Origin of the sequence: Vibrio sonorensis (assembly GCF_001854765.1) — a bacterium.
GTDB lineage: Bacteria > Pseudomonadota > Gammaproteobacteria > Enterobacterales > Vibrionaceae > Vibrio > Vibrio sonorensis.
Map to the genome: position 1 here is coordinate 257,855 of NZ_LJJE01000036.1, position 12,685 is coordinate 270,539.

A 12,685-nucleotide genomic window follows, 5' to 3' on the forward strand; every position below is an offset into this window, starting at 1 on the left:
ACAGAGTCTCATCGGCTTCACTTTCAGGGCGTTATGACAAGGGACATCCACAAGTTAGAGAAAGCGGTCGAAGTCTATCCGGGGAACCACACCGCTTGGCTTAGTTTATCGAAAGCTTATCATTTAGGCGCGCATGATAATGAGGCTGCTATTGAGTCAATGACTCACTTTCTCACTCTAAACCCTAATCATATACACGGTCGCTACTATATCAGTGACCTAATGATCAAGCAGGGTAGATGCGAAGAAGCGATAGTGATACTAGACAGCTTGCTAAGGCACTATCCAACATTTGAACGAGCGGAAGGTCTAATGTATCGCGGCTACGATTGCAGAAGACAAAAACTAAACGTTCAATAAGGATACGGACAAAAAAACGCTGCCCTAGGGCAGCGTTTGTGTAGAGGAATCTCTATATCTTATCTCTATTGCACAAGTTGAAAACTGAAAAGAGCGTAAGCAATCCAAATAGACCACGCTGCGAAGGAAACAGCCCAACATTTACCTAAAGTGCCGCGAATTGTTGTTTTGAAGTGCGGCGATGCGCGGAAAACACAAATTGAGGCGTAGACAGCAAACACAGGTAAGGCAACCATTTTAAGAGTGGTAAGCGCGGGTTCAGCGATAAATGGGCGCAGTGACTCTAGCGCAAGTAGCAGTGAATAGGTGCCCATAATTTGTAGCAGAAAAACCGCTTTCCATAGCTTGATATCCCCTCGAAACCATTTCATTAGTAGGTTTTCATTTGTAATTGCAGGGTTCATAGTCGCCTCCGATTGTGTGTCTATTTCAGTTCGTATCAAGTGCGAGAAAGCGCGCCAAGGTGAAAGGCGCGCTTTAGAGAGCCCCTTTTCAGGGGGTGAGGTCAGGGAGTAACCTCAGTCGTTGTCAGCATAGTTACGCTGGAGCAAATTCACTTGATGGCTGTTCAAGCAAGTTTGCAATGAACTGAGCCTTAGCCCCCAAGATGATTTGAACACCAGTGTTACCAACTTTAACCACACCCATTGCACCTAGTGCTTTGATTGCGTCTTCATTCACTAGAGACATATCTTTTACTTCTAGACGTAGACGAGTGATACAAGAACCGATTGACGTTAGGTTACCGCGGCCACCTACGTGAACTAGGATCTCTTTCGCTAGGTCTTCATCGTTAAGAGTGATTTGTGCAATCTCTCTTCACGACCAACTGTCTGGTAGTTGAACTTACGGATAACTACGCGGAATACAGTGTAGTAAATCGCAGCGTTGATTGGACCCCAGATGAATAGGTTCATCCAGTTAGTTTCATAACCTTGCAAGCCAGGTAGAACACCGAACACTACGTAGTCAATGATACCAGCAGAGAAGGTCTTACCCATCTGTAGGTCAAGCATGTAAGAAACAGTGTAAGAAACACCAGCCATGATTGCGTTAAACACGTATAGTACTGGAGCAGTAAATACGAACGCGAATTCTACAGGCTCAGTGATACCAGTGATAAACGCTGTTAGTGCAGCAGAACCTAGTAGACCAGCAGCGATCTTCTTGTTCTTGTCGTGCGCTTCTTGGTACATTGCCAAACAAGCAGCTGGGAAAGCGAACATGTAGATAGCGAAGTTACCAGAAAGGAATGCACCTGCGTTAGAGTAGCCGCCACCTTCGAAAGAGTGTACGCCGTCAGCAAACATGCGGAACCAGATAGTGTGTGCACCATTGATTACGTCACCGTTAGCTGCAGTGTACTCGAAGAACGTGTACCAGTAGGGGTTGTAGAAGATGTGGTGTAGACCTACAGGGATTAGTGCACGCTCCATGAAGCCGTAGAAGAAGGTAGAAACATACATGTTACCTTGGCTAAGAGCGGTAGAAGCGGATGCGATACCTTCCTGTACGAAGCCCCAGAAGTGAGGAACGATAAGACCTAGGAAGAATGCAGTGAATGCAGTGATGATTGGTACAAAGCGCTTACCAGCGAAGAAACCTAGGAACTCAGGCAACTGGATGTTGTAGAACTTGTTGTACATGTAAGCACCAAGTACACCCATGATCATACCGCCCAGAGGGCCCATCTGCATGGATTTAATACCGAGTACTTCAACGTAAGCATGTGAGTTAGCGACCATTTCGTCGGTGATGCCAACGCTTAGGCCAATAGTCATGTGCATAACAAGGAAGCCAGCAACGGCTGCTAGAGCGGCAGTACCTGAATCTTTAGTAAGACCAACAGCAACACCGATACAGAAAAGCAAGTGAAGGTTTGCGAACAAAACTTCGCCCGCCATTTGCATTAATGGCCATTGGAGTTGGAAACCAAAGGCCAGTAAAAGGCCCGCAGCAGGCAGCATCGCGATCGGTAGCATCAAAGCTTTACCGAGCACTTGTGCCTTGGTCATGGCAGTTTTTAATACGCTCATATTTTACTCTCAATAAAATGGTTAATTAAAATGTTCCGTCTTCTTCCATAGGGTTCGAAGATTTCAATTGAGAGTTTATGGTTCGGGGGTACTTTTAAGGTTACAAAATGAATCCCCTTTGTAAATATTTAATTAATGTGTAAGTAATCGATTACATTGAGCCATTATTCGGGTATTTTTGTGACTGTTTATGTGAATATGGATCACAAAAATTAAAAGCGAAAAAACGTCAAAAATAGGGAGCTTTTTCGTTGGCAGAAAAATAGTTTGATCAAAATCTAATTTTGACTGTGCGCCCCGTCACACAAGGATTTGGCGCATTGATAACAGCAGATAATATACGGTAATTAATTGTAAGCAAACAGTAATATTTGCCTTACATTAACATAAGTTGATGTGATTTGAATGTGTTAATTTTTCCTAGCGTTGTCGAAATATTAAGCAATTAAGGTAAATTAAGGATATAAAAAATGCAAAAATACGCAGTATTATCGGATATTCACAGTAATGTCTTTGCATTGAAAGCAGTAATAAAGGACGCGAAACGCCGAGGCGTGACAAAATTTATTAATTTGGGTGACATCTTTTATGGTCCGATTGCTCCAAGAGCAACTTATGAGGAACTATTAGATCTCGATATTGTTACCATATGCGGCAACCAAGACAGACAGATTTTTGATGCCACGGCGGAAGAGATTGATTCCAACCCAACGATGCAATTTATTTTGAGGGACCTTGGTGAAGCCCCGTTGGAGTGGATGAAATCCTTGCCATTTGATGTACAAATTTCTAAGTCAATCTACGCCTGTCACGGTACGCCAAGTGATGATCTTGTTTACTTGCTTGAAGAGACAACAAGTGGGCGTCCTTATGTAAGAGCGGAAGAGAGTATTCGAGAATTGTTGGGCAACGTAGATACACAAGTCGTACTTTGTGGGCACACCCATATACCAAGGTGCGTCAATCTAAGCCAAGGACAAAGAGTGATTAATCCCGGTAGCGTTGGACTACAAGCTTACACGGATGACGAACCGCACCTGCACTCGATGGAGAACTGCACACCCGACGCTTCCTATGCATTGTTAGAACAAGATAATGACCAGTGGCAAGTGAGCTTTCACCGAGTGGCTTATGATGTGAAGAGCGCGGTTAACGAGGCGTTAAAACGCGACAGACATGACTGGGCACATTTTTTGGCCACTGGTAGAAAAATGTGATTCTCGGTGAAATAAAATACTGGCGCTAAAACGTGCAGTAGTGACAAATCAATAAAACCGCGTACCGCGGTGAAAATTAATCGTAAGAGTAATAGATGGCAGTATTAGAAGTACTTACAATTCCAGACCCAAGGCTTAAACAAAAGGCACAACCCGTTACCGATGTTACTGGCGTTCAAACGTTGATCGACGATATGTTGGACACACTTTACAACACCGATAATGGCATAGGATTAGCTGCGACTCAGGTCGGCAGAAATGAAGCGATAGTGATTATCGATTTGTCAGACAATCGAGATGAGCCACTGGTGTTGATTAATCCAAAAGTTGAAAAGGGCAGTGATAAAGCGATGGGCCAAGAGGGTTGTTTGTCTGTCCCTGATTATTACGCAGAGGTTGAGCGATACAGCAAGGTAACGGTATCAGCGTTAGACCGAGAAGGCACTCCTATTGAAATCGAGAGTGATGAGTTTCTCGCTATCGTTATGCAGCATGAAATTGACCACTTAGACGGTAATCTTTTTATTGATTACCTTTCTCCTTTGAAGAGAAAAATGGCGATGAAAAAAGTCAAAAAATTTGAAAAGGCAAAAAACCGTTAAGGCTCATCCACTTAGCGGTTAAATAACAATAGGGTCTCGGTTGAGACCCTATTACTTATCCGTTTCGCAATGCAGCAGAGCGAGCGAGTATCGATAATGTCGTACCATTGTGGAGTAGCGCACTCATTGTTGGGCTTAAGTAGCCCAGCGCTGCGGCTAGCATAATACCACTGTTGATGTATTCGGCAGCTTTAATGTTACTGCGGATGACCTTCATGGCGATATTTGCCAGTTCTCTTGAATCGGCGATACCTTGTAATGAGTCTCTTAGCAACACTACGTCAGCGACTTGTCGCGCCAGCTCTGTGCCTTTACTCATTGCTACACCAACATCGGCGGAACCGAGAGCGGGAGCATCATTGACGCCATCGCCAACAAACATCACTTTTTTCCCTTGCTGTTGAAGGGACTCTACGATGGTCGATTTATCCGATGGTCGAGCTTCAGAAAATACTTGATCCAACTTGAGGTCGTCAGCGAGGATTTGCGCTTTGTAATGGCTGTCACCAGTGATCATGACTAACTCATTAATGCCGAGAGTTCTCAATTTTTCGAGAGTGGCTTTCGCTTCTTCTCTCAGGTGATCTCTCAGCCCAATCATACCTATCAACTTTTGCGAATGACTAATATAGATCAGGTGACGACCCTTAGCTTCGAACTGTTTGATTAGCTCTTCATGGAGAGAAAAGTCAACGCTTTCATGTGCTTCTAAGAAGTGTCGGCTACCCATAACCAAAGTGTGTTCATTGAGCGTGCTGCGAAGACCGTGTGCGATAACGTACTCTACCTCCCCGTGCTCAATATGTGGAAGCTCGTTGTTTTTAGCCGCATTGACAACCGCTTGAGAAAGAGGGTGATTGCTGTGTTCTTCTACTGAAGCGGCAATCGCTAATAAATCTCTTGCGGTATTGCTAGAACAGAGCGGAATAACATCGGTCACTTCCATATCGCCATGAGTCAAGGTCCCGGTTTTGTCAAAAACACAAGTATCGATGTCGACCAGCTTTTCAATGGCACTGCCGCCTTTAAAGAGAATGCCCTGTTGAGCCGCTCGATACATAATGGATTTAAAAGTGACAGGCGTACTTAACTTGAGCGCACAAGAGTAGTCAACTAAGAAGACAGAGGCCACGCGTTGATATCTTGTGTGACCGCAAATACGGCTGCACCAATTCCAAGTGTGATTTTTACCCTTCGGTTCGCCATATCCTGAGTGACTTGCTGGATTTCACTTTTTTCGCTGAGGGATTCATAAATCAGCTTGGCGATTTGAGCGGTAGTGGCTTCACTACCTACCTTGTCCACCCTTACTTGAATGGTGCCATCGTGAACCGTAGTTCCTGAGTAGACCACCGCGTCTTGTTCTCGTCTAACTGGTACATTTTCACCGGTCAGTGAAGATTGGTTGATAAGCGCGGTACCAGTGACGACCGTTCCATCTACGGGAATGGCGACTCCGGGGCCGAGCTCGATAACATCGCCTTCGATCAGTTGCGAAGATGATACTTGTACTCGGTCACTGCCAACTACTTTCCAAACAGTAGACACTTGAGGCTGCATCAAATCAGACAGCAATTTGTCACTGTTGCGACTGGTTTTCTGCTCCATGTACTCGCCGAGGCTTATCAAACTTTGAGTCATCATAGCGGTGCGATAATCTCCACGCCATGCGGACAAACCGACAGCGATGGCATCGAGTACTTCAACTGTCACCTTTTTATCTTTCACTTGCTCAACACCTTCATACAGTGTTGGTGCGATAAGAACAGCAGTACTTAGAGCCCCCCATTTAGCGGGTAGCATGGCCGCGGCTAAGGTACCAATAACGTTCATGGCGATGTCACCGCGAGTGAACTCGTGCTCGGCTTCTGAAGTTTCGGCAGCAGCCAAGTCTAATTGTTGAATTCTAGATTCAACGATACTCGGCTTTAACAGATCGGTGTCGTATTCAATCGCAATAGATTGAGCGGCTTCGTTGACCCTAACAGTTCGAATGCCTTGGATGGCAATTAAGCTGTCTTTGATCCATTCAGCAATATCTTGATGCTGTTTTAATTCGGGAACACGAAAACGAATCCGACCGGGAAAATGGTGCCTTACTGTCGGTTGAATCATTCGTCGCCTTTATGCAAGTTGCGATAGTATTCGAGTTCTGCTTGCGTATCTTCCAAGCGTTCTTTTAGCTCTTCAACTTCGCCGCGAACCGCTGACCATGCTTTTTCACCCGTTGCAGCAACGCCCTGTTTAAACTTCTTGTTGGTTAGGAGGTACGCGACAGCAGCGCCTGCCGCTAGGCCCATATAGAAATGCGTTTTACCATTTTGCTTTTGGTATGGTTGCTCGGCGTTCGCAGTCTGTTCACCTTGGGGATTTTGATTGTTGTTTGGGTATCCGTAGTACGGATAGCTTGATATGGATTATTGTTGTTCATCGTTCTTGTCCGTTAGTTGATCCATAAGATAAAGCCCAGCAGCACCGACACTGAGAATGGTCAGCATAGAGAGAACTGGTCGCCCTGCCATTTTCTCTGCAACATAAGTCGTTGCGCCTGCAACCGCTGCAGTTTTAACTGCATTTTTCGCAGTTTCAGATACCAGTTGGTTGGTATCTATCTCGCCTTCGTTTTTTTTGACCATTTGTGAGGCGATGGTGGCACTGCCCCCTGCAATGGCGCCAACCAGCATGGCGCGATTTGCAGCACTGAGCTTATTGGTCGAGTTGCTCATAATGTCTACTGCTCTTTAATGACAGGTTCGGATGGGGCTTCTGGTGCACTTTCCGGTTCCGCGTCATTTTCTGCCAAAGGTTTTACAACAGGTTCCGCGCGGTGCTTCTCTACCGATTCTTGAAAACCTTGTTTCCCAGCAGAAACCGTGTCTTTAAAAATCTCGCTACCCGTGGCAACGTTCTCTTTGACATTACTCGCCGTGTTCACCGCTGCATCTTTGACCGAGCCAGTACCCGTCTTAAGCATGTCACCGGCGCCTGAGACCATACCCATCAGTTTGCTTCGGACATTTTCATTGCTTAACAACATAGCGGCAGCGGCACCAACTACTGCGCCTTTCCAAAATTCTTTATCACTCATACCAAACTTCCTAATATTTCGTTAAACGTACTCGCTTCCTCTCCCAAGGCGCCTTCAAGCATTGCTTGCGCTTGTTCAAACAATGGGTCTGAAGCTGTGGTTTCCGGCTGTGGAGGTGGAGGGGGTGTTTGATGCGCATGAGGAGGTGGCCCCCATTGCGGTGGTGGAGGCATAGCTCCAGGGAATCCCATACCGTGATGCATGGGGTGATGAAAATGTCCCGGCATTGGAGGGTAACCGAATGCAGGGTTCACATGAGGTGGCCACATAGGTGGTAAGCCGTTCGCTTCACATGCTTGGTTTGCCGCAAGGTATGACTTCATCATTTCTTGCTGCATTTCCATCATGGATCGGAAATAGGCCTCATATGGATTGTTGTTGAGGTTGTCACTCATGAACTTTCTCCAGTAAGGTTCAATCGCTCAGCTATTGCGTAACAAGCTTGTTCAGCCTCGGATTCACTGCCCGAAAACAATGCATCAATCCAAGCAGGTGAAATGGTTTTTTCGTCATACTCGATCAATACGCTGCCGGTGGCAGGGTTTAGTTTGTAGTGTTTAAAAGCAGGAATAGATGCGAGAGTTTGCTCGATATCATTACTTCGAAAGCGAGCAAGATGGGCAACAATTCCCAAGGTGTATTTCAGCCGTACTCGGCCGGGTATATGGTGGCCAACCTGCACCCATTTGCGCAGAGATAAAGCCTTGTCTACATGTTGTTTCATAGCTTTGAAGTATAAATTAGCTTTGTTAACAAATGTGACAATTTGACAGTTATGTGAAGGTTAATCGACTTGTTTTTGCGCTCAATCAATTTAAATGCTACTGTTGCAAATATGAATAGTTCTTATTTAGATTGGCATTGTTATGAACACTTACATTCACAAGACAAATCAGAGACTTAGAGTAAGATCTGACTTTATTAAGTCGAATCCTCAGGATGTTCTAGAGTTGATCGAACAACTCGACGAAATAGACGCTATTCACAAAATTACTTATCGCAAACACGCGGGTTCAGTGGCCATTTGCTTTGATCAAAAAGAACTCGATTGCGACTCTGTTCTAGAAATTGTTGAAAGCCACGGTTGGACTAAAAGTAGTGAAAAGCCACTTTTTATCGAGAAAGCGATGGTTTCTGGGACGAAGACTCTAGTGAAAGGTTTGACAGGTGTGGCACTTAGCCGTCTTGTTGGTCCTTCGGTTAGTCGGGTATTAATGAATCTTGCGTAATGACTCTAATTAGGCTGTCATTCCAAACTTTTTGACTGCGCATTTGCACAAGCCACTGTTGAGCGCTGGACAGCGCTTGCAAGGTGGTGACTTCAATGGCAAATTTACCACTGATTTTATCTTGGGTTTTACACTACTCGTTTGCTGAGTCTTATCACCTGTTGCTGGTTGTGTATAAAGATCATAGTTAGCGGCAAACCCTCCTTCATTAAACCACGATAATATCGGATTCAATGGCGTCGCCAATTCTCTACCAGCACTCAGTAGTGCTTGTTCCGCTACCTGTTTAATCTCATCAGAGATAGGTGTGCTGCTCCCTTGCCTTTTATTTAAGTGCGCAGAATCAGAATTTTTCAAACTTTTGAGCTTTTTTAAAGAGGGGCTTAGTACAGCCTTCTTCTGCTTTTTAATCAGCTTTTTTATGGCTTTTTTTGCTTTCATTTTTGCTTCCTGTCACGACGACAAGATTGTAGCAAAGATGATAAAGAAAACGAATCTCATTTACATATGAGGGTATTGAATCGTGAAAGCGAAACAAACTCGTTTTAAACCTTTGCAGTCAAGGTAATGACTACAAAGGCCGAGTGATTAAACGATATTAGTACTTAAATTGCTTAGTGATGTTGAGTAAGCGGTCTGTAACGCCGAAAAGTCGTTGTGTGGACTCGTCACTTTGCTCGGCATTTTGGCTATTGATTTGAGCGAGATCTCGAACTTCTTGGACCGACTGATTGATCTCGTTCGATACCAGACTTTGCTCTTCTGCTGCAGTGGCAATTTGCGCATTCATATCTAGTATACTTCTAACAGAGCTTAAAATAACGTCCAATGAGGTTTTCGCACTCGAAGACATATCAATGGCATCAGTGACTTTATCTTTGCTCGCTGCCATTGAGTCCACTGACTCTTTGGCCACTTTTTGAAGGGTTGTGATCGTGCTACTAATATCGGTAATACTCACCTGCGTTCTACTTGCAAGTGTACGCACCTCCTCAGCAACAACGGCGAAGCCACGTCCTTGCTCACCCGCTCTTGCGGCTTCTATAGCGGCGTTTAGCGCCAGAAGATTGGTTTGGTCTGCGATATCACAGATAACATCAAGTACATTGCCAACATTATCAGTTTCAACTCTCAATTTATCTATCGCTTGAGAAACGACGTCAATATCATCGCCTACCTGGTTGATTGCATTGGCTGTATTTAGCGTAACCTCAGCACCTTGTACAGCGTGCTCATAAGCTTCTTGAGCAGAGCTAGAGGCTTGTTCTGCATTTCTCGATATTTCATTGGCAGTAGAGACCATTTGATTGACCGCGGTGGCGGTTAAATCCATTTGTGATACTTGGGCATATGAACTTTCTTTTGTCTTGGCAACGAGCTTTGCTAGTTGATTTGAGTTGTCGTTAACTTGATTGGATCCTTGATCAATACTTTCTATGATGTCTCTTAGGTTATCTCGCATCGAAATAGTGTTTGAGTAGATACCGGTTTCTCTGCCTGTAGTCTCTAGTGCAAATTTGAGATTGCGATTTGCGACCTGTTCTAATAAGTCACTGATTTTCTTTGGTTCCCCACCAATAGGTTTATAAACCAACTTAAGAGATATAAAATAGATAAATGCGATGCAAAAAACCAAAAAAACTGAAGCAGTAATTAATGATTTAAATAACATGTTTTTACTAGGTAAAAGTATATTTTCGATATATTCATAAGTGTATATATGGAAGTTTGGTATCGCACTTTTGGTTGAAACTATATCGTTACCTTCACTGTTAATATATTCAAGCGTTTTACTTTCGAAATTTTTGTACTCCGGGTAAGTTTGGTAAAAGTTTTTACCTATCAATTGATCTTTTTGAGAAAATACAATGTCGTTATGGTTGGTATTTACGAGGTAAACCTGTTGGTCTGGAACGACGATTTCAACAAAATCTTTAAATACATGTGGGTCAACGTCGATACCAACTAAGCCGAGAAACTTGCCATTTTCCACAATTGGTTTGGTGATTGAAAACACATGCTTACCGGTAATTTTGTCTTGGTAAACATCGGTGATGGTTAGTTTTTTTCCCGATTTAGGGCCAAGAAACCACTCTCCTTTGTCATTGGCACCATAAAACATTTTACCGTTGTTAAGCAGCATATCGGCATTGGCTTGCGCAATGTAAGTCGAAGTTGAGCTGACGTTGTTGTATAACTCGTTCAGTAGAGGAACCATATCGCCAGAATCGACCAGCTTACCAGAATTGTCGAATTTAGTGAGCGAACCGATGACATCTAAATGATAAGCGACATTTGCAATATATTCTTCGATCTGTTTGGAAAGAATGTATCCTTGTTCACTACGGTGTTCGACAGCTTGCTGATAGTTATAATCTTTGAAACTAAAATAACTAAAACCAGAAAGTATGAGTATTACTAAGCTCAGTAAAGAGCTAAATATAACGACAAGTAACCATTTTAAACTCAAGTGACTATCCCCCTTAATTAAATACTCACTGTTGGTAATAAGCTATCTGTTGTATCTAAAATCTAGAGTGCGAAATTTGGCTTCTCAAATTTAACTTGAGTGAAATTTTGATAGTTACGGTTTTTAGTCGAAAACAAAGTGCAAGTTAGGTGATTAGAGTTTTAGGAACTATAACTTTGATTCAAAGTTTTTGGGTAAAGTGACAAGGAAGCGCTACGAAGAAACGCCTTTAAATGATTACTTATTGGGTAATCACACCAAAGTTATGACCCAAATCATGTTGAATCTAGACAAAGCAGAGTTCAATAGACTGGAATCCTTGGAGTTAGAGAATCTACTTCATGGAAACTCGCTAACGAAAACCTAGCGTTTAGACCATTGAGCATAGATTTCATGCTGATTTAAACAGTAGTAATATTGGGTTTTACGTACGGTAAAGCCAGGTCGTAAGTACTTAATAATCAATAACAACAGTGTTCAACCTCGGTTTTAAACGTTAGAATCTCCGCAGTTTATATATTGGTACATTTTGTAAGGGAATTTTTTAATGACTACTCCAAAGCAGTTCGAACTCTATGACATTCTCAAAACTTATGAGGATAACTACGAAAATGGTCCTTTTTTTGATGGCGAATTACCGACGCGACCAGCGATTAAAGAGACTCATAAAATTTTCGATTTTGAGGTAAATTCCCGTCTTGGTGTACCCGCAGGGCCGCTACTGAACAGTCATTGGTGTGATGTTTATGCGCAGCTAGGGTTTGATTTGCCGGTATACAAAACCGTTCGAAGTGTAGAGCGAGCGACTCACCCTGCGCCTAACTGCGTTTTCTTAGATACTGACAAACAGTTTAACAACAGTGAAATTAATACCGAGATCCATCCAGGTCTGCGTCCGGCATTAGATGAGCACATTACCATTACTAACTCGTTTGGTGTTCCGTCGCCAAAACCATCGGTTTGGATGAAAGATATAGAAGAGGGAAACCGTAAAATGGGAGAGGGCCAACTAATGGTTGTGTCTGTCAACGGTACCCCCGGTCTGGAGGAGCGTAACTTAGTTGAAGATTATGGTTATGTTTCGGCGATGGCCAAAGAAGCCGGCGCTAAGATCATTGAAGTAAACTACTCTTGTCCAAATTTAGGTGGTAGTAAAGAAGGCGCTTTATTCTCAGACCCAGAAAACTCTGCTCTAGTATCGAAGAAAATTCGTGAGTCTATTGGAGATACACCACTGCTTATCAAACTCGGCTGGATGCCAGCAGAGCAGCTAGAAAAAGTTATAGAAGCAAACCGACCGTATGTTGATGGGTTTGCTGCAATTAACACCATTCCGCGACAAGTCATTACTGCAGAAGGTGTTGCCGCCCTTCCTGGTGAGGGACGTCTTTCTAGCGGTACTTGTGGTTTCGCCATCGGTAATTTAGCGGAAGAGGTGACCCAGAACCTAATTGACCTGCGTACTAAATGGAAAGACGAATTTGTTATCTGTTCAGTCGGAGGCATGATGACTGCCGAAGACTTACACCGCAGACTTGATATGGGAGCAGATCTTGTAATGAGTGCGACGGCTGCAATGTGGGATCCGTACTTAGCGCAAAAATTCCATCAGTACAAATAAAACGTAACTAACGATAGCTTAGGGCCTATATGGGGCCCTAAGTTGTTTCTTTCCTTACTTCA

General features: G+C 43.6%; 15 protein-coding genes and 1 pseudogene. 5 read left to right on the forward strand and 11 right to left on the reverse strand.

Annotated elements, in window-relative coordinates; translation table 11 throughout:
* The first annotated feature begins 33 nt into the window (after window positions 1–33).
* Window positions 34–360 carry a tetratricopeptide repeat protein gene (locus tag BLO31_RS24835; RefSeq protein WP_281182228.1) on the forward strand — a complete coding sequence of 109 codons (327 nt, stop codon included), beginning with the start codon at window positions 34–36 and terminating at the stop codon, window positions 358–360.
* Window positions 361–425: 65 nt separating this feature from the next.
* On the opposite strand, the gene BLO31_RS07900 is transcribed toward BLO31_RS24835, so the two are convergent.
* Both BLO31_RS07900 and BLO31_RS07905 read right to left on the reverse strand, forming a co-directional pair.
* A complete protein-coding gene (locus BLO31_RS07900) occupies window positions 426–764 on the reverse strand; it encodes a hypothetical protein (RefSeq protein ID WP_070964217.1) in 339 nt (112 codons plus the stop codon).
* A 133-nt stretch (window positions 765–897) separates the two neighbouring features.
* Window positions 898–2,396: pseudogene (locus BLO31_RS07905) on the reverse strand (PTS transporter subunit EIIC).
* Window positions 2,397–2,866: 470 nt separating this feature from the next.
* Between BLO31_RS07905 and BLO31_RS07910 the strand changes: the two are divergent.
* Both BLO31_RS07910 and def read left to right on the forward strand, forming a co-directional pair.
* Window positions 2,867–3,613 (forward strand): metallophosphoesterase family protein, encoded by a 747-nt coding sequence (locus BLO31_RS07910; RefSeq protein ID WP_070964219.1) that lies wholly within the window; start codon window positions 2,867–2,869, stop codon window positions 3,611–3,613.
* 95 nt (window positions 3,614–3,708) lie between these two features.
* On the forward strand, window positions 3,709–4,215 hold the full coding sequence (def, locus tag BLO31_RS07915; RefSeq protein ID WP_070964222.1) for a peptide deformylase: 507 nt from the start codon (window positions 3,709–3,711) through the stop codon (window positions 4,213–4,215).
* A 55-nt stretch (window positions 4,216–4,270) separates the two neighbouring features.
* Here the strand turns inward: def and BLO31_RS24340 are convergent, their stop codons facing one another.
* From BLO31_RS24340 to BLO31_RS07940, 7 genes are all read right to left on the reverse strand, one after another.
* Window positions 4,271–5,347: a heavy metal translocating P-type ATPase gene (locus BLO31_RS24340; RefSeq protein ID WP_245688427.1), complete on the reverse strand. Its 1,077-nt coding sequence runs from the start codon at window positions 5,345–5,347 to the stop codon at window positions 4,271–4,273.
* Entirely contained in the window at window positions 5,329–6,330 is a 1,002-nt protein-coding gene (locus tag BLO31_RS24345; protein WP_245688428.1) for a P-type ATPase actuator domain-containing protein, read from the reverse strand. Before BLO31_RS24345 ends, BLO31_RS24340 begins: the two co-directional genes overlap by 19 nt.
* Window positions 6,327–6,515 (reverse strand): hypothetical protein, encoded by a 189-nt coding sequence (locus BLO31_RS24350; protein ID WP_245688429.1) that lies wholly within the window; start codon window positions 6,513–6,515, stop codon window positions 6,327–6,329. Before BLO31_RS24350 ends, BLO31_RS24345 begins: the two co-directional genes overlap by 4 nt.
* A 117-nt stretch (window positions 6,516–6,632) precedes the next feature.
* On the reverse strand, window positions 6,633–6,941 hold the full coding sequence (locus BLO31_RS07930) for a magnetosome protein MamC family protein (RefSeq protein WP_070964224.1): 309 nt from the start codon (window positions 6,939–6,941) through the stop codon (window positions 6,633–6,635).
* 5 nt (window positions 6,942–6,946) lie between these two features.
* On the reverse strand, window positions 6,947–7,303 hold the full coding sequence (locus BLO31_RS24355; RefSeq protein WP_245688430.1) for a hypothetical protein: 357 nt from the start codon (window positions 7,301–7,303) through the stop codon (window positions 6,947–6,949).
* Window positions 7,300–7,698, reverse strand: coding sequence for a hypothetical protein (locus BLO31_RS24360; protein WP_245688431.1), 399 nt, complete (start codon window positions 7,696–7,698; stop codon window positions 7,300–7,302). Before BLO31_RS24360 ends, BLO31_RS24355 begins: the two co-directional genes overlap by 4 nt.
* A complete protein-coding gene (locus tag BLO31_RS07940; protein ID WP_084659652.1) occupies window positions 7,695–8,027 on the reverse strand; it encodes an HMA2 domain-containing protein in 333 nt (110 codons plus the stop codon). The genes BLO31_RS24360 and BLO31_RS07940 overlap by 4 nt, the downstream gene beginning before the upstream one ends.
* 142 nt (window positions 8,028–8,169) lie before the next feature.
* On the opposite strand from BLO31_RS07940, the gene BLO31_RS07945 reads away from it, so the two are divergent.
* Window positions 8,170–8,532 (forward strand): HMA2 domain-containing protein, encoded by a 363-nt coding sequence (locus BLO31_RS07945; RefSeq protein ID WP_070964227.1) that lies wholly within the window; start codon window positions 8,170–8,172, stop codon window positions 8,530–8,532.
* Between the two features lie 9 nt (window positions 8,533–8,541).
* Here the strand turns inward: BLO31_RS07945 and BLO31_RS07950 are convergent, their stop codons facing one another.
* Complete coding sequence (locus BLO31_RS07950) at window positions 8,542–8,973, reverse strand: hypothetical protein (protein WP_070964229.1); 432 nt, start codon at window positions 8,971–8,973, stop codon at window positions 8,542–8,544.
* A 157-nt stretch (window positions 8,974–9,130) separates the two neighbouring features.
* The gene (locus tag BLO31_RS07955) at window positions 9,131–11,002 is read right to left on the reverse strand and encodes a methyl-accepting chemotaxis protein (RefSeq protein WP_070964232.1); all 1,872 of its coding nucleotides are present in this window, start codon (window positions 11,000–11,002) and stop codon (window positions 9,131–9,133) included.
* 547 nt (window positions 11,003–11,549) lie between these two features.
* Between BLO31_RS07955 and BLO31_RS07960 the strand changes: the two genes are divergently transcribed.
* Window positions 11,550–12,623 carry a beta/alpha barrel domain-containing protein gene (locus BLO31_RS07960; protein WP_070964234.1) on the forward strand — a complete coding sequence of 358 codons (1,074 nt, stop codon included), beginning with the start codon at window positions 11,550–11,552 and terminating at the stop codon, window positions 12,621–12,623.
* Window positions 12,624–12,685 lie beyond the last annotated feature (62 nt).